A 22,422-nucleotide genomic window follows, 5' to 3' on the forward strand; every position below is an offset into this window, starting at 1 on the left:
GACAGTTAGAAACCTAGACGGAGAGCGGCGTGTACTCGTTAAGGCGCTCGGAAACCACCCACGGTTACGTCAGGAGAGCCGTATTCTCTGGCTGTTCATCCATCTACCCGAGCAACCCTTGAGAACCGTGCACGAATTGCAGAAGTTATACCGCAGCCCGGTGCTATTCGGGCACAATGGGCCAGTCAGACGAACAGCCGAATGCTGAGTTAGGGTTTTCAACATGCCTGCCCCCGAGCGAACCCCGCTTCCCACCCAGCGCCCGCCGACCGTTCCGGCGTTCGTGCTCGCTGAGCTGCGACGCCTGATCGCCGTCGGCGAGTTTGCTCCCGGGCAGCCGCTGCGGCAAGAGGATCTGGCCGAACGCCTTGGCGTCAGCCGGGTGCCGGTGCGGGAGGCCCTCAACACGCTCGAAACCGAGGGGCACGTCGTGCACGAGCCGCATCGCGGCTACCGGGTGACCGAGCTTTCGCTCGCCGACCTGCTCGAGGTGTACCGACTGCGGCAGCTGCTCGAGGCGGAGGCCGTGCGCGCCACGATCGCGCGCGACGGCAAACAGGTGCTCGCCGATCTGCGCGCGGCCGCCGCCGAGGTAGAACAGGCCAATGCGGCCGGCAACCTGCTCGCCATGAACGAGGCCAACCGGCGATTTCACTTCATACTCGTGACGTCATCCGGGCTCCCCCGCCTGGAACGTATTTTGCGCGCGCTCTGGGATTCGACCGAAGCCTACCGCCGGCTCTACTACGAGCAGTCCAGCAACAGGACCTTGGTCGAGCACGAGCATGCCAGCATCGTCGACGCCTTCGCCGTCGGGGATGCCGTGCTCGTCATCCGCCTGCTCGATGAGCATCGCGGCCACGCCACGACCGCCCTCGACGCGCTGCTGGCCTGAGCTGCTCTGCTCTGCTCTGCGGGCAATCGGATGCCGCCGCGGATCAGATGACGCGGAACGCGAGCTTGCCAATCCCGTCGATTCCGGCGGTGACGTCGTTACCGGGCTCGATGCGGCCGACGCCGGCGGGAGTTCCGGTGAAGATGAGGTCACCCGGACGCAGCATAACAAAGCGGGACAGCGCGGCAATAACGCCGGGGACGGGCCAGATTTGGTCGGCGAGGTTCCCGTCTTGACGGGTGGCAGCGTCGACGTCGAGCCAAATGCGGGCCTCGGTCGGATGACCGATCGCGGCCGCGGCGACGATCGGCGAGCACGGTCCGGAAAAGTCGAAGCCCTTGGAAAGGTCCCACGGGCGGCGCAAGGCCTTGGCTGCATCCTGTAGGTCGCGGCGGGTGAGGTCGACGCCCGCGCCGTAGCCGAAGACGTGACCGAGGGCATCCGCTGCCGCGATGTCCGCGCCGCCAACACCGATCGCGACAACGAGTTCCATCTCGAAGTGCAGGTTGTCGGTCTCGGGCGGGTAGGGAACCTCATGCGTCAACACGCCCCGCGCGGGAACGCCCTCGGTCACGGCGAACACAGCGTCGGCCGGTTTGGCGAAGAAGAACGGCGGCTCCCGATCGGGGTTATTGCCCATTTCTCGCGCATGATCGGCATAGTTGCGGCCGACGCAGTAGACCCGGTTTAGATAGAACCGGCCGGCCGAGTCACTAATCGGCAGGCTGGTGGGTTTCGGTGGGGAGAACGGAGCCGGCAAGCCGGTCTCGGGGGTGCTGTGCGACATTTTCATCCTTTCGAGGGGCAAAATCACTAGGTGCCCGTGCACACCCGCGAAACGGCCGTGCGGTGACCCGTTCGATTTCGAGGGATTTGAGTAAAATCTTCGCAGTTCTGCCGGCACTCAGGCAAGGAGGGCCGCAATCACGAGCAGGGCGGGCATAGACAGGATCGTAGTGAGCAACACGGTGTCGCGGGTGACGACCATGGCCCGGTCGTAGCGCGAGGCGAAGTTGAAGATGTTCTGCGCGGTCGGCAGCGCCGCCACGGCGACGACGGCGAACAGTTCGGCGCCAGCGAGGTTGAACACGACGTGCCCGAACAGGTACGCAACGATCGGCATGAGCGCGACCTTGATCACGGTCGCGGCGACGACCTGTTTGCGTCCGGTTCCAGCCTTCAGCAGTCGCTGACCGTGCAGCGACATGCCAAACGACAGCAGCACCAAGGGAATGGCGGCGCCGCCGATCAGTTCGAACGGGGCGAGCACGGGTTCGGGCAGCGTGATTCCCAGCATGGCCACGAACACACCGGCGAGCGAAGCAATAATCATCGGGTTACGAATGGGCTGGGTCACGATCGACCGAAACGACGCCCGGCCCTGGGTGGCCAGGTCGAGAATGGTCAGAATGGTCGGGGCCAGAATGACCAGCTGCAGCAGCAGCACGGGAGCCACGTACTGCGCACTGCCGAGCACATAGATGGCTACCGGAAGCCCGATGTTGTTGGCATTGACATAGGTCGCGGTCGAGGCGCCGAGCACCGTCTCGGCCAGCGGTCGACGAAAAAAAAGGCGGGCGGCGATGATATACACGACGACACCGACCGCGATGGTGCAGACGGTGGAGAGCAGAAACTCGGAGAACAGAACGGTGACATCCGCGTGCGCGAGAACCGTGAACAGCAGCGCGGGAGTCGCCACGAAGAAGGCCATTCGGTTGAGCACTCGTCCGGTACCGACGCCGACGATGCCGAACCGCTCGACGAAGTACCCGATCAGGATCACAAATCCGATAATCGAAAACCCGACCAGTACACCGCCCATTATGTTGAGCCTAGGGGTTGTCATGGGCGGTGATGCTTCACCCGGACCGCGCATCAGGTCACAGCAGTCTCAGCCAATTCCAGCCATCGCACGAGCGCGTCCTTTCGGGCGCACCAGACGTAGCGCTACGCTCAAGCATGCCCAGACTCGACGTTCCAGGCGCTTCGCTCTACTACGAAACATTGGGCAACCCCCAATCTCCCGCACTGCTGTTGCTCCACGCCGGCATTGCGACTCTGCGCATGTGGGATCCACAGGTCGCCGCTCTCGCTGCCCACCACTACGTCATTCGCTTCGACGCCCGCGGTTTCGGCCAGACGACAACCGAGAATGTGGAATTCTCCAATCGAGCGGATGCCACGGCGCTGCTCGATCATCTCGACGTGGCTCGGGCGACCCTGATCGGATGCTCGCGCGGTGGCACGATTGCGATCGACCTGGCCGTGGCTAGTCCCGAGCGAGTGGCCGGTCTGGTCACGATCGGATCCGGCCCAAGCGGATTCCCCGACGTGGAGCTCACCGAGCGGGAAGACGCCCTGTTCGACAAACTGGATGCGGCCTTCACCGCCCGCCAGTGGCCCCGGCTGGCCCGGCTTGAGGTCACCCTGTGGGCGGTCGGGCCGACCCGCAAACCGGCCGACGTCGACCCGGCCTTTCTCGCCCTGGCGCAAGAGCTCAACCTGCGCAACGTCATCCACGCCACGGAGGCGCCGATTTTGGTACCGCTCGAGCCGCCCGCGCTCGACCGGGTCAGCGACATCGATGTTCCGGCGCTCGTCACCGTGGGCGAACTCGACGTCACCTCGGCGCTGGCCCACTACGAATTCCTGTTGGAGATGCTGCCGCAATCAAGCGGATGCACATTTCGCGGCACCGCGCACCTGCCCAGCGTGGAGCAGCCGCTCGAGTTTCAGCGAGTACTGATCAGTTGGCTGGCGACCAACAACCTCTGACTGGCCACTGCGCGGGCACGGGCACCAAAAGGTTGGTGCCCCGGTCCGTCACCGTGGTCACCTTACTGCGGGAAGAGAGCCAACAATGGGAGCGCGAGTGCCACAGCCACACAGGGGAACACTCAGATTTTGGCACCGCGCAAGCTTGATATTTGTCGAAATTCACACTTTCTTCGGCGATCTCGCGCGGCGAACGGGGGCCGCTACCCGCGACCGACCCACCGATCCATCGAGCGGTACACGCCGAAGACGCGACCGGCGACGGCGTCCCAGGCAGCCAGCGGCAGCACTCCGCGCAGCACCTTCGACAGGCTGACCGTCCAGGGCAACAGCAGCTGCGGCTTGCCGGCGAGCATCGCCCGCCAGACCCGATCGACGACATACTGCGGGGTCATAAGCGGGGTGAGCAGCGGCCCGCGCGCGCCCTCGAACATGCCGGTGTCGATGTAGCTCGGGCAGACCGTGGTGACTTTGACGTGGCCGTGACCCTGCTGCACTAGCTCGAGCCGCAGCGAATCGCTCCAGCCGATCAGGGCCGCCTTCGAAGCGGCATAAACACTCATGCGCGGGTTGCTGAGGGTGCCGGCGGCGGAGGCGATGTTCACGATGCGTGACTCACGCCATCCGCTCGAAATCATGGCGGGGAGAAACTCGCGGGTGATGTACATCGGGGCGAGCGCGTTGATCTGCATGGTCGGGCGGGTGTCTGCGCCGTTGTCGTGCTCCCAAAAATATTTGCCACGCACGATTCCGGCATTGTTGATGACGACGTCGGGGTCGCCGATCTCGGTACGCACGCGCTGCGCGGTCTGCGCAATGGCGCCCAGATCGGCGATATCCAGAACGTAGGGCGCGATCCGGGTGAGCCCGTTGGAACGTTCCGTCAGGATGGCAGCGGCCTGGGCGAGGGCAGCACCGTCACGGTCCCAGAGAATGACGGCTTTGGCCCCCTCCGCAACGCAGCGTTCGGCGTACAGGCGGCCCATACCCCTGGCTGCTCCGGTTATCAGCACGCGGGCTCCGGCGACGGTTCGACTCATACTCCCATCATGCCGCCTGCACGGGCCGTTCGGCGCAGTCTGCAGCAGTACTACGCTCGATCTAGCAACAGGAGGAGGCGCGGATGGACTTTCAGACCCTCGCGATCATCTCCGTGGTCGCGCTGCTCGGGCCACTCCTGGCGACGCCGCGCCGCTGGAATATCCCGGTCGTCATCGGCCAGCTCGCCGCCGGCATCATCGTCGGTCGAACCGGCTTCGGCCTCGTCGATGCCGCCGACCCCACCCTGACCCTGCTAGCGGATGTCGGATTCGCGTTGATCATGTTCGTGGCCGGCACGCATGTACCGGTTCGTACCGGCGCGATTCGCGCGGCGTTCTCGGCCGGCCTGGTGCGGGCGATGCTCGTCACGGTCTCGGCGAGCGCCCTCGGCGTAGCCATTGCGATGATGTTCGGAACGAATCACGCACCTCTCTATATAGTGTTGTTGGCCTCCTCATCGGCCGCGCTCGTGCTGCCGCTCATCCACTCCCTGGGGCTGCGTGGGCGCTCGATACTCGAACTCACGGCGCAGGTTGCGATCGCGGGCCGCGCGGCGCTGACCGTGGCCGTGTACCTCTTGCTGTCCCGTTTGGAAAAAAACGGCTCCCGCGCACGGCTGCACAAGCTGTCGGCGAACCGCAAGTTCGCCCTCGAGCTGCGCATCCAGCTGGCCATTCTGTTTGCCCTCTCGGCGGTGGCTGTGTTCAGCCATGTCTCGGTCATGCTCGCGGGGTTCGCGTTCGGGCTTGCCGTCGCGATGCTCGGTGAACCGCGCCGCCTGGCCCGCCAGCTCTTCGCCCTCGCCGACGGATTCTTCGGCCCGCTGTTCTTCGTCTGGCTCGGCGCTTCGCTCGCGCTGCGCGACCTAGCCGACCACCCGCAGATGATCGCCCTCGGCCTGACACTCGGCCTGGCGACCCTGCTGACCCACGCGACCACCCGTATGGTGGGCCTTCCCCTGTCGTTCGGGCTGCTGTCGGCGGCCCAGCTCGGAATTCCGATCGCGGCCGCGACGATCGGCTCCCAGCTGCACGTACTCGCCCCCGGGGAGGCGGCGGCGCTGCTGCTCGGCGCACTCGTGACAATCGTGGTGGCCGCGGCGGCGAGCGGATGGGCGCGGCCGCGCGCGGCATCCGCTGCCGAAAAAACGGTTGGTTAGACGAACATCAGCACGATGCCGGTCAGGCCGGCGAGCACGCCGATGCCGAGCAAGACCAGGCCGATCAGGCGCAGGCCCTTGCCGTCGAGTTCGGGGTCGTGTGTGCGGCAACGCTCGGGGTGGCGGTTACGAAACCACACACACACGTCGTCGCCGGGCACCAGGTGGTGCGTCTCGTGCGTATCGGCCGGGCATTCGTGTACATCTCCGTCGCCATCAAACCAGCGGATGACCGTGGCCGGCCCCGACGCGGCGATCACCGCGGTCGTGCGGGTCCAGCGGCCGCTGATGCCGCGCACGGACAGACCGACAATGTAGAGCAGCGCTCCGATGATGAGGCCGACGAAGGTGAGGATCTCGCTCATGATGCCGGCGAAGTCGAGAGCGTGCACTGCCACCGCCGTCCGTTTATTGTTGTCGTCCTGGCTCCAGAGTAACGTTTGACGCCCCTTCAATGCGGCGGTCCAGGCTGAAACCATACGATTCATACTGTTTGTATCCCCGGGGCTGGCGCCGCGATCTGGTCGGAATCGAACCTGCCGAGCAGTGGGCAACCATGAGCCGCCTGGCCGCCCACGCCGATGCCGGTACCTGGGAATTTATTTGGGAGAGATGGGCATTGGAGCTAGCTGGTACGAGCACGAGTGGCGAGCCTCTGGTTACGGGTTTCCCCTACCCGGCGAGCGCCTGGCCCGCCTCGACGAGGGCGTGCGAATCATGAAAAAGGCCTGGACCACCAGAGCCACCGGAGCGTCGAACTCTCGCAAATACCCCATAAATGGAGTGCTGCGGACAATACTGACCTGCGGAGGGTGCATCGTGTGGCCTCTTCTCGCAGGGAAAAAAAGCCTGCGGTGCGCTCTTGTCAAGGTTGCGCTGGCTAGTTGGGAAGGCCAGCGCCCTCCACCGTGTCTTGGTGATCACGGATGGTCGCGGCGGTCTGCATGACGTGAGCCATCATGCACACCGCTGCCCGGTCGCCGTCATGGTCACGCAGCGCCTCGTAAATCTGGCGGTGTTGATCCCACGAGCCGGCGGCCCGCGTGACGACGACCTGGTAGAAATACCAGCGAATTCGTCGTTGCAGCACTCCCAGCATTCGCGCAATCACCGAATTGTCGGCGGCCTTCACGACAATATTGTGAAAACGGTCGTTGAGCTCCAGCAGGTGCTTGGCGTCCTGGGCCGCGATCGCCGCATCACCATGCCCCAGCAGTTCCTGGAGTCGGGATAAATCGATATCTGAAATATTTTCGGCGGCCAACCGTGCGCAGTCGCTTTCCAACAGTGAGCGGGCGTGGAAAACCTCCTGCACTTCTTTGTCACTGGGGGCGTGCACAAACGCACCCTTCTTGCCCGCCCGGTGTTCGACGAATCCGTCGTGCACGAGCCGCTGAATGGCCTCACGCACCGGGTTTCGGCTCACGCCCAGCTGCCTGGCGACTTCGTCTTCACGCAGGTGGGAACCCGGTGCGATGACACCGTCGACAATGGACTCTTCCAACACCTCGTAAACCCGTTCGCCGAGGGTTTGCGCAGCTTTGAGCAAGCCCAACGTGCTCAAATCATCCCCTTTCGACTCTAAGACGTCCCACACTTCAACTACTCCTCCTTGGCCGTTCCTGCATCGCGGATCGTCATCTGCCGCCGCCCGGCGCGCATAAGCACTGTTGATTATGCCGCAGTTCTCTGGGCGCCTCGCTCCGTGCCCCGTGCAACTAGCGCCCGACGGCGTAGCCCTGGTTGCCCCGGGGGTTGGCCGCGGCCTTGAGCCAGCCGCCATCGCGCGCCACAGCGCTCACTCGCCCTTCGGACCAGGGCTCACCGACCACGACGAGGTGACCGCGGCACCGCAACTCGTCGAGAACGGCCGAATCAAACCGGCTCTCCAGATACACCTCGGCTGGATGCGCATCCCGTGGGAAGAAGGAGTTGGGCATGTGGGTGGAGTGAAAACCGGGCGCATCGATACCCTCCTGGAGATTCATATCCCCGTGCACGAGGTTCAGGAAGTAGTTCAACGACCACTGATCCTGCGCGTCGCCACCCGGCGTTCCGAACGCGAGCCACGGCTTGCCGTCGCGCAGGGCGAAGGACGGCGTCAACGTGGTTCGTGGGCGAGCGCTGGGGCGCAGGGAGTTCGGCAAGCCTTCCTGAAGCCAGAACATTTGTGCGCGAGTGCTGAGGCAGAAGCCCAGCGCGGGGATGGTCGGCGAGGATTGCATCCAGCCACCACTGGGCGTGGCCGAGATCATCATCCCGTTGGAATCGACAACGTCGACGTGGCACGTGTCCCCGCGGGTTTCCCCCGACTTAGCGATCGTCGGCTCGCCGGATCCGATCAAATTCTCATATCCAGCTGGAGACGCCGGGTAGCGCGGCAGTCGCGCCTGGGCTCCACCGGGGTTACCGGGGCGCAGTTCCACGGACGCGGTGTCGGTGATTAGCAAGCGCCGCTGGGCGTTGTATTCCGGGCTGAGCAATGCCGCCATGGGCACGTCGGTGAAATTCGGGTCGCCGTACCAGGCCTCGCGATCGGCAAACGCGAGTTTGCAACTCTCGAGGATGGTGTGCACCCAATCAGCGGAGCCGGGCCCCATCGCGGTCAGATCGAAGCCTTCGAGAAGCGCAAGCTGCTGCAGAAAAACGGGTCCCTGCCCCCATGGGCCCGTCTTGCAGACGGTGTAGTTGTGATAATCGTAGGTGAGCGGCTGTTCAACCGTCGGCTCCCACCGGGCCAGGTCGTCGGCGGTCAACAGCCCCCGATGACGCTCCCCCGAGGTGTCCATCACCTCATTGTGGGCACAGAAATCGCCGATGGCTTCGGCGATAAACCCGCGGTACCAGCAATCCCTGGCCGCGCGGATTTGCACTTCTCGCGACCCGCCGGCAGCTTCGGACTCCGAAATTATCCGGCGCAGGGTCGTGGCCAGCACGGGATTTCGGAAGCAACTCCCCGCTGCAGGCACCTGCCCACCCGGCATCCAGGTCGCAGCTGAGCTGGGCCACTCGTTCGTGAACAGCTCCTGCATCGTTCCGATGGCTGCGGATACCCGCTCGAGCAGTGGATGCCCCTCCTCGGCATAGTGGATGGCCGGTTCGAGCACCTGACGCAGCGTCATCGTTCCGTGTAGTTCCAAGAGCAGCGTCCACGCCCCAAAGGCACCCGGCACGACCGCGGGCAGCAGGCCCGTCCCCGGCATCACGTCAAGGCCCAACCCGGTCACGGCCTCGATCGTTGCCGCAGCTGGCGACACGCCCTGACCACAAATGGTGGATACCTGCTGATCGGTTTCCGACCAGACCAGAATCGGAACCTCGCCACCGGGTCCGTTGAGGTGCGGCTCAACAATTTGCAGTACGAAGCCGGTGGCGACCGCGGCATCGGCGGCATTACCGCCGCGCTCGAGCACGCTCATTCCGGTGGCCGAGGCGATCCAGTGGGTTGATGCCACCATGCCGACGTTTCCGATGAGTTCAGGACGCGTTGTGAACAAGATTCTTGTCTCCTTGTTTAATGTGCGGTGCACCGTTTTCTGCGGTGACGAGGTGGCATGCGCTCTGGTGTTCGGGGCTCGTTACGCCGAGCAGACGCGGCACCTCGGTTCGGCAGCGATCAATCGCAACCGGGCAACGGGCGTGGAACGGGCATCCACTTATTTCTTCGGTCGGACTCGGCAGGTCTCCGCTGAGAATGATGCGCTCACGACCGCGAGCGCTGGAGGGGTCAGCCATTGGCGCAGCCGAGAGCAGCGCCTGCGTGTACGGATGCTGCGGGTCACGAAACAGCTCAGCTCGCGTCGCCGTTTCTACGATTTTTCCCAGATACATCACCGCGATGCGATCGCTGATGAATTCAACGACCGACAGGTCATGGGTAATGAACAAGCAGGAGAATCCTAGTTCGACCTGCAAATCGAGAATGACGTTGAGAATGGATGCCTGCACCGACACGTCGAGCGCCGAAACCGGTTCGTCCGCGATCACGAGTGACGGGCCGAGCACCAGCGCGCGGGCCAGTGCAACCCGCTGGCGCTGGCCGCCGGACAGTTCATGCGGGTAGCGGCCTACCAGCTCCAGACTGAGCCCCGTGCGTTCGAGCATGTCGGAGACGATCCGGTTGCGCTCCGCCCGACCGCCACGGTGATGCTGACGCAACGGCTCGGTGACGATCTGGCCGACCGTCATGCGCGGATTCAGCGACGAGTACGGGTCCTGGAACACGACATGCACTTCGGAGCGGAGCGGGCGCATCTCCCGTCGACTCAGCGTGGAGATATCGCGGCCCAGCAGACGAATCGTTCCGCTAGTGGGCTGTGTGAGCCGGGCGATACAGCTGCCGACGGTGGATTTTCCGCTACCGGATTCACCGACCAGGCCGAGAATTTCACCACGCCCGATGGTCAGATCGACGCCGTCGACGGCCCGAACCACCGTGCGCCCTCCGCCCAACCGCGAACCGGATTGAAAGTGCTTCACCAGGTTGGAAACCTCGAGGACTGGTTGCTCGCTCATAGCATCGCTCCTACTGCGGGGTGGTAACAGGACACGGTGTGCCCGACCGCGACGGGCTCCGCAGTGGGTCGGGCGGCGGTGCACTCGATGCTGGCGCTGGCGCAACGCGGGGCGAATTGACACTGGTCCGGGTCGGTCGACGGTGAGGGCACCAGGCCGGGAATGTCGGTGAGGCGTCGGCGGCCATTGGCCTGCATGATCGCCCGCGACGGCAGCGCACCGAGCAGTCCACGCGTGTAGGGGTGGGTGGGAGCTGCGAAGATTTCGGCCGTTGACGCCATCTCTACGATTCGACCGGCGTACATAATCGCCACCCGGTCTGCGATATCGGCGACCACGCCGAGGTCGTGCGTGATGAGCACGATGGACGTGCCCAGATTGTCCCGCAGCCGACGGAAGATGTCGAGCACACCGGCCTGAATCGTCACGTCAAGGGCGGTGGTTGGCTCATCGGCGATCAGTACGAGCGGGTTGCACGCGACGGCGATAGCGATCATGACCCGCTGCCGCATACCGCCGGACAGTTCGTGCAGGAAAGCGGCCGTTCGACGCTGCGCATCAGGAATCCCCACCAGTTCGAGCAGCTCGACGGCGCGCGCCAGGGCAGCTCGCCGGGACAGCCCCTCATGCTGCAGCAGAACCTCTGAAATTTGGTTTCCCACGGTGTACGCGGGATTCAACGAGGTCATCGGTTCCTGAAAGACCACCGAGATTTCCTTGCCACGCACCTCCTGCATCCGCTTTTCGGAATATGCGGACAGATCGACACCGTTCAGGTGCACCGATCCACCGAGGGTGACGTGTGAATCGCCCAGAAGTCGGGGGATGGACATGGCCACCGTAGATTTTCCGCAGCCCGACTCGCCTACGAGCGAGAGGATCTCTCCCTTCTCCAGCGTGAACGACACATCTTTGACGGCGATGACCGGCCCATTCTCCGTGCCGAACTCAACCCGCAGGTGTTCGACCTCCAACACGCTCATCGGGTCTCCTTGGGGTCGAGTACATCGCGAAGTCCATCGCCGAGCAGATTGAAACCGAGCGCAGTGAGGGCAATGGCGATTCCGGGGAAGAGAGCCAGGTACGGTGCCTGGGCCAGGTATTGCTGCGCGCTGGTGAGCATGATCCCCCAGGACGACATTGGTGGCTGAACGCCCAGGCCGAGAAAACTCAGCGTGGCTTCGCCGATGATGGCCGCCGGGATGGCGACGGTCGCCTGCACGATGAACGCGCCCATAGCGTTGGGGGCGATATACCGGAACATGATCGTCCCGTCACGTGCGCCGTCGGCGACAGCGCCGCTGACAAATTCCTGTTCCCGAATCGCCATCGCCTCGCCACGCGCGATGCGGATCACCTCTGGAACCTGCGACACCGCCAGCGCGATGATGACGTTCGTGAGAGATGCGCCGAGAATCGCCGCCAGTCCGACCGCGAAGATGAGGAAGGGGAAGGCCAGCATCACATCGACGATGCGCATGACGATGACGTCAACCCAGCCCCGGTAGAAGCCGGTGATCAGGCCAATGGTGATGCCGATGATCAGTGCTAAGGCCGTGGACATGACGCCGGCCATGAGCGAAACGCGGGCGCCGTTGGCGATTCGAGCGAACACGTCCCGGCCCAGATCATCGGTGCCCAGCAGATGCGCAAGCGAGGGTGTCTGGAGGATGGCGGCGAAGTCCTGCTGGTTCGGATCGGACAACAGGATCGGCCCGAGCAGGGCGAACAGCACGAAGCCGACGACGAGAATCAATCCGGTCACGGCCATCGGGCGCCGGGCGAAACGCCGAACAACGCGCTGCCACCGCGGTCGCGGTATGCTGCTGACGGTTTTCCGTTTGGCCGTGATCAATTTCTGGCTCATCGAGCTCCTCCAGCCAGGCGCATACGGGGATTCAGGTAGGCATAGGCGATATCGACCGCCAAGTTGACCAGAACGTACCCGGTGACGGCTACGAGTACGGCACCCTGGAGGACGGGATAGTTGCGCGCCGACACGGCGTCAATGATGAGCTTGCCAAAGCCAGGAATGACGAAGATCTGCTCCGTAATGATGGCGCCGCCAATGAGCGCGCCGAGTTGGAGTCCGAGCACCGTGACGACCGTCGTCAGGCTGTTGCGCAGAGCGTGCTTGACTTCGCGACTACGGCTAACACCCTTCGACCGTGCCGTTCGCACGTAGTCGGCCGACAGCTGTCCCAGCAGAGCCGCTCGGGTTTGCCGCATCAAGACCGCCGACAGTCCGGTACCGAGCACCAGAGCCGGGAGGATCATTCGTCTCAGATTTTCGCCCGGATCTTCTGTGAACGCCACGTATCCGGAGGCGGGAAGGACCTGCAGATTGATGGCAAAGAACAGAATGGCCAGCATCCCGAGCCAGAAGTGCGGCACGGACAGCCCGATGAGACCGAACGCGTTGGCGGCGTAATCTGCGAAACTTCCGCGCTTCACGGCCGATACGATGCCCGCCGTCAAACCGATCAGTACACCGACCAGGATGGCCAGCCCGGCCAGTTCGAGGGTGATGGGCAGCCGCTGCAGCAAAATTTCGGCAACGGGAATGCGGTCTCGGGTGGACACCCCGAAGTTTCCTTGCAGCGCCTGCCCCACGTAGTTAAAGTATTGAATCCAGATCGGCTGATTGAGACCGAACTGTTCCCGGATTGCCGCGACAACGGCTGGATCAGCGGTCTCGCCCGCCAGCACCAGGGCGGGGTCACCGGGAAGAAGGCGAACCCCGACGAAGACGACGATGCTGGCGAGAAACAGCGTGACGATCGAGGTGATCACCCGTTGGAGCATGAAGCGAGCCACTGGTCCAGCCGTTCCGTATCGGTTTTCGAGCTACTTGGTCAGTTCAGCGGTCTTGAAGCGCGGGATCGCGTCGGCGGAGTACTCCACCCCGGTGATATCGGCCAGACCGAGGAACCAGGTGTCGTGATACAGGTAGATGAGCGGCTTGATCTCATCGATCCGATCGAGGGCCTGCCCGTAGAGGTCCTGGCGGGCATCCGTTTCGGTGACGGACGCCGCCTCGGAGATCAGGAAATCCACCTCGGAATCAGCCATTTGCGAGTAGTTATTGGTGCCGCCGGTGGTGAGCAGGTCGTTCATGTCGCCGTCCGGGTCCATGCGGCCAGACCACCCGATCAGGAACATGTCGAAGTCGCCGGCCCGGCCCAGGTCAAGCGCCGAGACGAACTCGACTGGCTTGATCGTGACGTCGAAGCCAACATCGTTCGCCATTTGCTGGATGACTTCAGCCGTTTTCTGGTCCGTCGGGCGCGCGGGGATCAGCAGTTCTACCGGAATCGGGAGCGTCTCGCCCGATGCCCCGACCAATGCGCGGGCGGCGTCGGAGTCGAAGTCCGTGCACTGGATGTCATCGGGTCGGAACGCCATTTGTTTCGGCAACGGCACGCAGTCCGGCGTGGTCTGACCGGCGAAGACCACCGTGTTCAGGGCATCACGATCAATGCTGAGTTCGAAGGCCTTGCGCAGTTCGACCGAGCTGGCCAGGGGGCTGGACGACATTGTTGGGTCGGTATTGATGGTCAGGCCCTGGTAGCCAATAGCGCTGACGTCGAGGACGTCGACTCCGTCCGCGTCCAGCTGATCGACATCGCTCGCGTTGAGGCGTTCTGCAACGTTGATATCGGATGAGCGCAGGTTCGCCGCCCGAATGTTCGGGTCGGTGATGAACTTATAGGTCACGCCATCGAGCTTGACCAAGTCCTTGTCGTAGTAATAGTCAGACTTGGTGAAGTTGATCTCACTTCCGGGAACGCGGTCCGTGAAATCGAACGGGCCAACGCACACCGGGTCGGTTCCAAAGTCGAGGCCGAGCGTCTCAAGTGCCGTGGGCGACATGATCGCCCCAGCACGGTCGGCGAGTTGTGCACCCAGGGGGCTGAATGGGCGCGAGAGGGTCAGGCGAATATTGTTCTCATCAACGACTTCAACGCTCTGCAGCGCAGCGAGTTCCTTCTTACGCGAGGAGGTATCGAGCGTGAGGTTGCGGTCGAGGGTGATCTTCACGGCATCCGCATTGAAGGGTGTTCCGTCGTTGAAGAGGATGCCTTCACGCAGCGCGATATCAACCGTCAGACCGTCAGCGCTGGTGACCGGCAGGGACGCAGCCAGTTGCGGCACGAGTTCGAGGCTGTCGTTGGAATCGTAGAGTTTCTCGCAGAAAGCGGTGAACACGACCCTGGCCACAAACGTGTTGGCGACCGTGGGGTCCAACGTGTCCGGTTCGTCCGACAGCGCGACAACGGCAATTCCACCAGCCACGACTTCGTCGGCGCTGGGCGAGGCCGAGGGCGTAGAGGCACACGAAACCAACATCAACGATGCCGCGGCTATACAACCAATGTTCAACGTTCTTCGAAGCATCATGTCTCCAGTGGAAGTAATGAAAAAGTCTGTCCGTTGTCTGGATACTGTATACGGTATAGAGACAGATCGTCTACGAATAGGACAACACGCATGGAAATTGAGATAGGCCTGCTCAATGGCTCGATTATCTTCGTGGCGGGGATCGTGGCCGGAATCATCAACGTGGTGGCCGGCGCAGGCACGCTGATCACTTTTCCGACCCTGCTCGCCCTTGGCATCCCTCCGATCACCGCGAATGTGTCGAACACCGTTGGCCTGGTACCGGCCTCCGTCACTGGCGCTTACGGCTACCGTCGAGAACTCCAGGGGCAGTGGCGCGCCGTGGGGCTCATGGCCATCTTCTCCGCCATCGGCGGGATCGTCGGCGGCGTCCTGCTGCTGGTTCTGCCGGCATCCGCATTTTCCATGGTCGTTCCGTACCTGCTGATCCTTGCGGGTGTGCTCTCCGCAATTCAGCCGCGCATCGCGCGATTCGTGCGGCGCAAATCTGCCACAACCCATGCCGACACCCGCCCGGTGACGATTGGCCTCAGCCTCGGCGTGCTGGCGACGGGCGTGTACGGCGGCTATTTCGGTGCAGCCCAGGGCGTTGTACTTCTCGCCCTCCTCGGGATTCTCTGGTCGACCGACATTCACCGCGCCAACGGGGCCAAGAACGTTTTGGCCGGTGTCGCCAACGTCGTGTCGTCGGTGATCTTTATCTCCAGCGGCACGGTCGACTGGATGATTGTCCTCCTGATCGGCGTGGGCTCAGCCCTCGGCGGCTGGCTCGGTGCCAGAATCGGGCGGCGCCTGCCCGCTCCAGTGCTGCGCACGATTCTCGTGATCGTCGCGCTGACGGCCGCGGCCGTGTTGCTGGTCACGTAGTTACTCCGGTCAGGCAATCTGACACACTGGATGCAATGAGTCTCAGTGACAACGCGGTACCAACCTGGTGGCGGGGGCTCGGCCTGCCCGGGCTGGTCGACCTGCACACCCATTTTCTTCCCGAGCGGATGCTGCGGCGCGTCTGGGCTCACTTCGACGAGATCGAGCCGCTCATCGGTCACCCGTGGCCGATTCACTATCGCGACGACCAGGAGTCGCGACTCGCGACGATTCGCCGACTCGGCGTGCGGCGCTTCACCGCGCTGTCCTATGCGCATCGCCCCGGAATGGCGGCGTCCCTGACCGATTTCTCACTGGACCTCGCGGACGAGCATGCCGACTGCGTTCCGAGTGCCACGTTTTACCCGGAGGATGGCGTGCTCGATCAGGTTCAGTCCGCCCTCGACCGCGGCGCTCGAGTATTCAAAATTCATGTGCAGATCGGGGCTTTTGACCTGCGCGAACCGATCCTCGACCCGGTCTGGGGGCTACTGGCCGACGCAGCGATTCCGGTCGTGATCCATGTCGGCAGCGGGCCGGTTTCTCGACCGGGCATCACCGGGCCGCACACGCTTGCGGGAGTGCTGGTGCGGCATCCGCTGTTGACGGTCGTCGTTGCACACATGGGCGCCCCGGAATACGGCGAGTTTCTCGACCTGGCCGAGCGGTATCCCTGGGTGCACCTCGATACGACGATGGTGTTCACCGACTTTTTCGAGCAGCTCGCGCCCTTCGACCCCGCCCTGCTGTCCCGGCTGGCGGACCTGCCCGACCGTGTGGTGCTCGGCAGCGATTTCCCCAACATTCCGTACCCGTATGCGCACCAGTTGGAGGTGCTCGAACGCCTGCGCGCCCGAGAGCCGCGACTCGACGACGACTGGCTACGCGCCGTCTGTTGGTACAACGGGCTGCGCCTGATCGGCGAGTAGTTCGGTAACGAACTCAGGAAGTCAAAATTGGATTCCGCGGGTGAGCGCGCCATCGATCAGCAGGTTCGCGCCCGTTGTTCGGCTCGACACCGGGCTGGATAGGAACACGACGCTCGCTGCAATCTCCTGCGGCGTGCCCATGCGACCGGTCGGGTTGAGCCCTACCGCCTCGGTGAAGAACTCGGTATCGCTGGTCTCGAGGCTCTCCCAGACTCCACCCGCATGGTACGTATTGCCCGGTGAAACCGTATTTGCACGGATTCCTTTCGCTGCAAGCTGGTAGGCGACACCGGCAATGTAACCGATGATGGCCGTCTTCACCGTGCCATACGGACCGCTCGCGAAGTCCACCTCGCGGCCGGATACGCTCGACAACGCCACTATCGACGGCGCGGTGCTCTGCTCCAGAAATGGGATCGATGCCTTCACGAGGTTGACCGTTCCCATCAGATCGACCTCGATCGAGTCCGTCCAGTTGGCCGCCGTATCTGGAATGGCCAGGGCGCTCACGTTGCTCACCACCATGTCGATGCCGCCGAAGCGCTTGGCGGAGTCGGCAACCCATCGCCCCAGAGCCTCGCTGTCGCGTACGTCGAGCACCGTGCCGACGACAGTGGCTGGGCCATTGGCGAATTCGGATTCGGTAGCGGCGACTTCCGCTGCACTGCGGGCACAGAAGGCGACGTTGGCGCCCTCGGCAACGAAGGCATCGACGATCGCGCGCCCGATGCCCTTCGTGCCGCCGGTGACGAGTGCGGTTTTTTGGGCGATGCGCAGATCCAAGGTGGGTCCTTTCGGTGATGCGGGTTCGGAGCGAGTGAGAAAGTCTCGGAGCAGGTCAGCGGATGGCGGCCCGCTCGCGCAGCTCGCGGTGCATCCCGTCGAAAGCGTGAACGGTGGGGAATAGCGATTTGCGCACCTTCACGACGACGCTGTAATTGGGGTCGACCACGTTGGCAATGGGTGCCTCGGCGGTCTGGCTGAGCAGTTGGTAGGCATCCATTTCGTGAAGATCGAAGAGCTCGCTGAGCCAGCGGATCATCTCGAGCTGAGCGATCCGCCAGGAATCTTCCATGGGTCGGGACGAGCCGACGATCATCCAGTAGTCGTCGGTTTCCAGGCGCGGCCATAGCGGAGCGCGGCCCTTGATCAGGTCGACCAGAATGACGGAGTTCATTGCACCTTCGACGGCGGTGCCGCAGCTCTCACCCTCGCCCTGCCGGTAGTGACCGTCGCCGATAGAGAATAGAGCGCCCTCAACATTTACACCGAGAAAGACGGTGGTGCCGGGCTTGATCTCGGGGGTATCCATGTTGCCGCCAAAACGCTCGGGCACGAGGGAGGAGCGCACCTCGCCCCCTGATGGGGCTACTCCCACCGTGCCGAGCATGGGTGCGAGGGGCAGTGCTACCTCAAAATCACTAAAGCGGGATTGGAAGCCGACGGTGCCAGCCAGCGTATCAACCTCATAGATCCAAGTAGCTTCAGGCAGCGCCTGTTGCAGCATGGCGGTGCGATCGGTGCTCGTCATGCCGCCAAAGAAGGGGATGGCAGCCGAGGCTCCCCAGCTGCGCGCCGGGGTGAGATCAATGATGTGAATGGCCAGAGTGTCGCCCGGTTCAGCCCCTTCTACGTAGAAGGGGCCGGTCTGCGGGTTGAGGTAGCGAAAGTCGAGCACGTGGCTGGCGACGTCGCTGACGCTCGTCAGTGCGTGGTTGAACGCGTCCTCCGACCAGAGGTTGAGCAGGGTCCCTGGCCGCACCCGGTGGCTGGGCGCCGCGCCGCCGAAGGTGTACACGAACTGGCTGCGATCCGGGCGAAAGTCGAGGGAGTCCATAATGCAGCCTATCGCGGCGATATATGCCCACGTCGTCACCATATGCCGATACCTGCATGGCTTGCGTTGGCGGCGGTCGCCCTGCTTCAATCCGCGGCGGGGAGTAGAAAATCGCTCAGACCGGATACCCCGCCCATGACGTAATACCCGTCATCAGCGTCGGTCCCACCCATGAGCACGCCCCGCGCGGCGCGGTAGGCGGCGCGCTGCTCGAGAGTGGTCGGTTGAGTACGTCAATATGATCGAGTGCGTCCCGCACGAGCTCGACATCGGACCTGCTCACAGTGGCACGGCCTCTTTCATTACTCGTTCAGGGAGGTGTTCGCGAAGGCCACTGGCCGGCACGACGTCAACTTTGGTTCCGAGCAGGTCGCCCAGCTCGCGTTCCAATCGAGCCAGCGCGAGCAGTCCCGTTCTTGGCGCAATGTCGGCCAGCAGGTCGATATCGGACTCTGAGGTATCGATGCCGCGGGCAGCACTCCCGAAGACGCGGAGGTTCGTAGCCCCGCGAGCGGCGGCCAGAGCGATTATCTTGCTGCGATGCTGCCATCGCTTTGGCCGACGGCTTAGACCTCGAAGCCGTTCTCACCATGCACCGTGCGCTGTTGGAGAAGTCGAATCCCCTGATTGTCGGACGCTGGCGGAATGAGCAAGTGTGGATCGGCGGTGGTTCATTTTCTCCGCACAACGCCTCGTTCATTCCCCCGCACCAAGACCGAGTCCCCGAATTCATGGATGACGTAATGAAGTTCGTACGTCGCAGCGATCTCCCTGTGATCGCGCAGGTCGCGATAGCGCATGCTCAGTTCGAAACCATCCATCCCTTCCCCGACGGCAACGATCGCACCGGGCGCGCCTTGGTGCAGGGGATGCTCCGCGCAGGCGGCGTCACCAAAAACGTGACGGTCCCAGTCTCCGCCGGTCTCCTCGGCGACACCAAGGGCTACTTCGATGCACTCACTGCTTATCGCAATGGGGATGTGCGTCCGATTATCGAGACGATGACGGAAGCCGCGTTCGCTGCCGTCACAAACGGTCGCAGGCTGGAGAAGGAAATCACGTCGATCACCGCCGGATGGGACGCAACGGTACAAGCGCGCAGCGACTCCTCTGTGCATGGTCTAAAAATTTTGCTGCTGCGGCAGCCGATCGTAACCATCGCGATAGTCTGCCGCGAGCTCGGAGTCAGTGAACCAGCCGCAGACACCTCCATCAAAAAGCTCGTCGATGCCGGCATCCTGTCTCAGTCGACAGCAGGCCGACGCAATCGCCACTGGCAGGCGACAGAACTACTGAACGCGCTGGACGATTTCGGTGCCCGCGCACGTCGTCAACGCTGGGGAAACTGAGGGCTCTCAGATTTCGCATTACGTATCGCGCGCGGAACTCACGCCTCCCCTCTGGCTTGCTCCGCGCGATAGAACGAGACCTCGAAGGGGTTCTGGGGAAGGGGTGACTCCGGTGAGCTACACAGTAGAAGTCACACGCGAGGGAGGCCGAAACTCGGGCGATGGTCACCGACACGTCCGAACGCGCCGTCGAACTGGCCGACGCAGGTTATTCGGTTCGCGATATCGGACACCTCCTCGGCATCACAAAGGGCCGCGTTTCCCAAATCGTCCCCGGCAGGCGCATCAGAGCCTGATTATGCACGCTCCACTCCGGTGCACGGTCACGTCGGTATGAAGTGCGCGCACGCGAGCGGAACGTCGATTCTCCGCGTCCAAACCCGGCACGAGCGACGATTTGTTGCGAAAAATCGCAAGAAAACGCCGCACCGTGCCCGATATTCTGAAGGAGCATTCTTTTCGGTGCGCACGCCCGCCGCGACCGCGGCACTCACGAGAACTGGAGGTTCCCATGTCGATATCTGTTGAAAAAACACACGTAGCTAACGCTCTGGTCGGAGAGCCCGAGGTTCTCGAAGACGGCCTCGCGCAGCATCCGTCCTGGCTTGACCTCAAGGTCGCGGCGACCTCGCTGCAGGGCCTGCAGTCGCAGGACGGCTCGATTGCCGACGCCTCGCGGCATGCGGATGCCGCGGCATCCGTTTCGCGCATCACCGCCGCGGTTACCGACCTGGCGCCACGGTTCACGCACGATGCCACCTACCTTGACGCTCTGATCGTGGACTTTGACCGCTGGGCCTCCGACGGATTCGGAGTGCCCGACTTCTACGATTCCCTGATGGCTTTTCAGCCGCAGCAGCATCGCGTCAACGGGCTGCGCCACCTCGTGGTGTTCCCGATGTACACGCAGAATGGCAGCGCCAATCGCCTGGTCGAGGCCGTGCTGATCGAGGTCATCTGGCCCGAATTCATCGGCGAACTGGAGGCGGGCTACACGAACAAGCTGTTCGTACCGATTCGTTTTCTCGACTTCACGCCGGGTTACGACACCAATTCGGCCGTGCTCTTTCCCGAGACGGTCGCGATGCGCGAGATTCCGACGTTTACCTGGGGAGCGATTTTCGCCGACCGCGAAGCCGCCCGCTTCCGCCGCGTCGTGCGCGCTGCCGCCGAGATCACGCGGCTTGAGCTACCGAAGGATGCGGCGCTGTTGCTCGACGACCAGCACCTCACCGAAGAGACCTTCGTGATGTGGGACCTCATCCATGACCGCACGCACATGCGCGGCGACCTGCCGTTCGACCCGTTCATGATCAAGCAGCGCATGCCGTTCTTCCTCTATTCACTCGAAGAGCTGCGCTGCGACCTGACCGCTTTTCGCGAATCGGTCACAATCGAGCGCAGTGAACTGGCGAGCCCGGACGCGCGTCAACACGCGAAACTGGTGCAGTATGCAGTCATCTTCGACCGCATCTTTCGGTTCGCGATCACCGGCAACCGGGTGCGCAACTATGACGGCCTCGGCGGTCAGCTGTTGTTCGCCTGGATGCACCAGCACGGTGTGCTGCACTGGACCGACACCCGCCTCACCTTCGATTGGGACGCCGTTCCCGAGGTGGTCATTGCACTCGGAGCGCAGATCGACGAGCTGTACTGGGCGTCAATCGACCGACCGAAGAAGGCGCACTGGCTCGCGGCCTACGAGATGATCTCGAAGACCCTCACGCCCAATCCGGCTTCGACCTGGGCCCGCGGGCTGCCGCTCGAGGTGCTCGCCGGTTCTCCCAAGGGCTACACCGACCAGGTTCTCGACGACGAATTTCCGCTGTCGATGTTCTTCGAAGCGCTCGAAAAGAAGATGCGCACGGTCATCGACTCGACGGCCGGCATCACCGGCAGCGCGGTGGACTGATGGGCGCCAGCCGCGCCGTCGCTGGTCGTACCGTGCTGATCGCCGGTGCGACCAGCACGGCCGGCCTGGCCGTTGCGTCGTTACTCGCGGATTCCGGTGCGCGCGTCGTCGCCGTCGGCTCCAATCTCGAACGTCTCCAGTCCGTGCTCGGGGTCGCGCCCGATGCCGCGCTCTATGAGTGTGACCTCACTGACTTTGCTGCGGTGACCGCGCTGGCCGGCGCGACCGGCCCGATCGACGGCTTGATTCACCTGGTAGGCGGCTGGCGCGGCGGCGGAGGCCTCGCCGGCCAGACCGACGAGGACTGGGACTTTCTGCACTCGCACGTGGTCACCACGCTGCGCAACACGACTCGGGCCTTCAACGCCGACTTGCTGGCCTCGTCGGCCGGGCGGCTCGCCATCGTGTCGAGCGTGTCGGTAGACCGGCCGACCGCTGGCGGCGCGAATTATGCGGCCGCGAAGTCCGCGGCCGAAACGTGGGTGCGCGCGGTCGGAGCGGGATTTGCAAAAGCCGGCGACACCGCCGCGGCTGCAATCTTCGTCGTACGTTCGCTCGACGGGCTCGAAACCGAGCTGGCTACCCGGGTGACGGGGCTGTGGGGCAAGGCGGCGGCATCCGTCAATAACAGTCGGCTCGTACTGGCGCCAGAGACTTGAAAAACCTGAGGCCTAGAAACTGCTCGCGCTGCTAGTTTGCCGAACGCGCCAACCGCAAGCACTCCCCTGCAGCTTTTGGC

Annotated in this window: 23 protein-coding genes; 9 read left to right on the plus strand and 14 right to left on the minus strand. The window is 63.5% G+C overall.

Annotated elements, in window-relative coordinates:
* The first annotated feature begins 223 nt into the window (after nt 1–223).
* Nucleotides 224–895, plus strand: a complete 672-nt coding sequence (locus tag CXY71_RS12520) for a GntR family transcriptional regulator (protein WP_104135938.1) — start codon at nt 224–226, stop codon at nt 893–895.
* A 43-nt stretch (nt 896–938) separates the two neighbouring features.
* Here the strand turns inward: CXY71_RS12520 and CXY71_RS12525 are convergent, their stop codons facing one another.
* A complete protein-coding gene (locus CXY71_RS12525) occupies nt 939–1,682 on the minus strand; it encodes a fumarylacetoacetate hydrolase family protein (protein ID WP_104135939.1) in 744 nt (247 codons plus the stop codon).
* A gap of 117 nt (nt 1,683–1,799) precedes the next feature.
* Nucleotides 1,800–2,720 carry an AEC family transporter gene (locus tag CXY71_RS12530; RefSeq protein WP_104135940.1) on the minus strand — a complete coding sequence of 307 codons (921 nt, stop codon included), beginning with the start codon at nt 2,718–2,720 and terminating at the stop codon, nt 1,800–1,802.
* Between the two features lie 137 nt (nt 2,721–2,857).
* Here CXY71_RS12530 and CXY71_RS12535 point away from each other — a divergent pair, with 137 nt between their 5' ends.
* Complete coding sequence (locus tag CXY71_RS12535) at nt 2,858–3,673, plus strand: alpha/beta fold hydrolase (RefSeq protein ID WP_158253083.1); 816 nt, start codon at nt 2,858–2,860, stop codon at nt 3,671–3,673.
* Between the two features lie 203 nt (nt 3,674–3,876).
* Here CXY71_RS12535 and CXY71_RS12540 read toward each other — a convergent pair whose 3' ends face one another.
* Nucleotides 3,877–4,713 (minus strand): SDR family NAD(P)-dependent oxidoreductase, encoded by an 837-nt coding sequence (locus CXY71_RS12540; protein ID WP_104135942.1) that lies wholly within the window; start codon nt 4,711–4,713, stop codon nt 3,877–3,879.
* Between the two features lie 83 nt (nt 4,714–4,796).
* Here CXY71_RS12540 and CXY71_RS12545 point away from each other — a divergent pair, with 83 nt between their 5' ends.
* Nucleotides 4,797–5,873, plus strand: a complete 1,077-nt coding sequence (locus tag CXY71_RS12545) for a cation:proton antiporter (protein ID WP_104135943.1) — start codon at nt 4,797–4,799, stop codon at nt 5,871–5,873.
* Here CXY71_RS12545 and CXY71_RS12550 read toward each other — a convergent pair.
* The 8 genes from CXY71_RS12550 to CXY71_RS12590 form a co-directional block, all read right to left on the minus strand.
* On the minus strand, nt 5,870–6,361 hold the full coding sequence (locus tag CXY71_RS12550) for a sortase (protein ID WP_233198505.1): 492 nt from the start codon (nt 6,359–6,361) through the stop codon (nt 5,870–5,872). The two genes, CXY71_RS12545 and CXY71_RS12550, sit on opposite strands and share 4 nt — an antisense overlap.
* A 392-nt stretch (nt 6,362–6,753) precedes the next feature.
* Entirely contained in the window at nt 6,754–7,437 is a 684-nt protein-coding gene (locus tag CXY71_RS12560) for a GntR family transcriptional regulator (protein ID WP_158253084.1), read from the minus strand.
* 154 nt (nt 7,438–7,591) lie between these two features.
* Nucleotides 7,592–9,370, minus strand: a complete 1,779-nt coding sequence (locus CXY71_RS12565) for a gamma-glutamyltransferase family protein (protein WP_368665886.1) — start codon at nt 9,368–9,370, stop codon at nt 7,592–7,594.
* Nucleotides 9,351–10,388: an ABC transporter ATP-binding protein gene (locus CXY71_RS12570; protein WP_104135945.1), complete on the minus strand. Its 1,038-nt coding sequence runs from the start codon at nt 10,386–10,388 to the stop codon at nt 9,351–9,353. The genes CXY71_RS12565 and CXY71_RS12570 overlap by 20 nt, the downstream gene beginning before the upstream one ends.
* A complete protein-coding gene (locus CXY71_RS12575; RefSeq protein WP_104135946.1) occupies nt 10,385–11,371 on the minus strand; it encodes an ABC transporter ATP-binding protein in 987 nt (328 codons plus the stop codon). The genes CXY71_RS12570 and CXY71_RS12575 overlap by 4 nt, the downstream gene beginning before the upstream one ends.
* Nucleotides 11,368–12,255 (minus strand): ABC transporter permease, encoded by an 888-nt coding sequence (locus tag CXY71_RS12580; RefSeq protein ID WP_104135947.1) that lies wholly within the window; start codon nt 12,253–12,255, stop codon nt 11,368–11,370. Before CXY71_RS12580 ends, CXY71_RS12575 begins: the two co-directional genes overlap by 4 nt.
* A complete protein-coding gene (locus tag CXY71_RS12585; protein WP_233204618.1) occupies nt 12,252–13,193 on the minus strand; it encodes an ABC transporter permease in 942 nt (313 codons plus the stop codon). Before CXY71_RS12585 ends, CXY71_RS12580 begins: the two co-directional genes overlap by 4 nt.
* Before the next feature lie 42 nt (nt 13,194–13,235).
* Entirely contained in the window at nt 13,236–14,789 is a 1,554-nt protein-coding gene (locus CXY71_RS12590; RefSeq protein ID WP_104135949.1) for an ABC transporter substrate-binding protein, read from the minus strand.
* Nucleotides 14,790–14,879: 90 nt separating this feature from the next.
* Here CXY71_RS12590 and CXY71_RS12595 point away from each other — a divergent pair, with 90 nt between their 5' ends.
* On the plus strand, nt 14,880–15,656 hold the full coding sequence (locus tag CXY71_RS12595) for a sulfite exporter TauE/SafE family protein (protein WP_104135950.1): 777 nt from the start codon (nt 14,880–14,882) through the stop codon (nt 15,654–15,656).
* 35 nt (nt 15,657–15,691) lie between these two features.
* Complete coding sequence (locus tag CXY71_RS12600) at nt 15,692–16,585, plus strand: amidohydrolase family protein (protein ID WP_104135951.1); 894 nt, start codon at nt 15,692–15,694, stop codon at nt 16,583–16,585.
* Nucleotides 16,586–16,606: 21 nt separating this feature from the next.
* On the opposite strand, the gene CXY71_RS12605 is transcribed toward CXY71_RS12600, so the two are convergent.
* The 3 genes from CXY71_RS12605 to CXY71_RS22670 form a co-directional block, all read right to left on the minus strand.
* Nucleotides 16,607–17,368: an SDR family NAD(P)-dependent oxidoreductase gene (locus tag CXY71_RS12605; protein WP_104135952.1), complete on the minus strand. Its 762-nt coding sequence runs from the start codon at nt 17,366–17,368 to the stop codon at nt 16,607–16,609.
* Between the two features lie 55 nt (nt 17,369–17,423).
* On the minus strand, nt 17,424–18,422 hold the full coding sequence (locus CXY71_RS12610) for an acetamidase/formamidase family protein (RefSeq protein ID WP_104135953.1): 999 nt from the start codon (nt 18,420–18,422) through the stop codon (nt 17,424–17,426).
* Nucleotides 18,423–18,701: 279 nt separating this feature from the next.
* The gene (locus CXY71_RS22670) at nt 18,702–18,953 is read right to left on the minus strand and encodes a nucleotidyltransferase family protein (protein ID WP_104135954.1); all 252 of its coding nucleotides are present in this window, start codon (nt 18,951–18,953) and stop codon (nt 18,702–18,704) included.
* 23 nt (nt 18,954–18,976) lie between these two features.
* Here CXY71_RS22670 and CXY71_RS12620 point away from each other — a divergent pair, with 23 nt between their 5' ends.
* From CXY71_RS12620 to CXY71_RS12630, 4 genes are all read left to right on the plus strand, one after another.
* Nucleotides 18,977–19,771 (plus strand): Fic family protein, encoded by a 795-nt coding sequence (locus tag CXY71_RS12620; protein WP_233204620.1) that lies wholly within the window; start codon nt 18,977–18,979, stop codon nt 19,769–19,771.
* Nucleotides 19,772–19,932: 161 nt separating this feature from the next.
* Nucleotides 19,933–20,067: a hypothetical protein gene (locus tag CXY71_RS22380; protein WP_255411408.1), complete on the plus strand. Its 135-nt coding sequence runs from the start codon at nt 19,933–19,935 to the stop codon at nt 20,065–20,067.
* Nucleotides 20,068–20,282: 215 nt separating this feature from the next.
* A complete protein-coding gene (locus CXY71_RS12625) occupies nt 20,283–21,683 on the plus strand; it encodes a DUF6421 family protein (RefSeq protein WP_104135955.1) in 1,401 nt (466 codons plus the stop codon).
* The gene (locus CXY71_RS12630) at nt 21,683–22,342 is read left to right on the plus strand and encodes an SDR family NAD(P)-dependent oxidoreductase (RefSeq protein WP_104135956.1); all 660 of its coding nucleotides are present in this window, start codon (nt 21,683–21,685) and stop codon (nt 22,340–22,342) included. Before CXY71_RS12625 ends, CXY71_RS12630 begins: the two co-directional genes overlap by 1 nt.
* Nucleotides 22,343–22,422 lie beyond the last annotated feature (80 nt).

The sequence above is a fragment of the Cryobacterium sp. Y62 genome (assembly GCF_002929785.1).
GTDB lineage: Bacteria > Actinomycetota > Actinomycetes > Actinomycetales > Microbacteriaceae > Cryobacterium.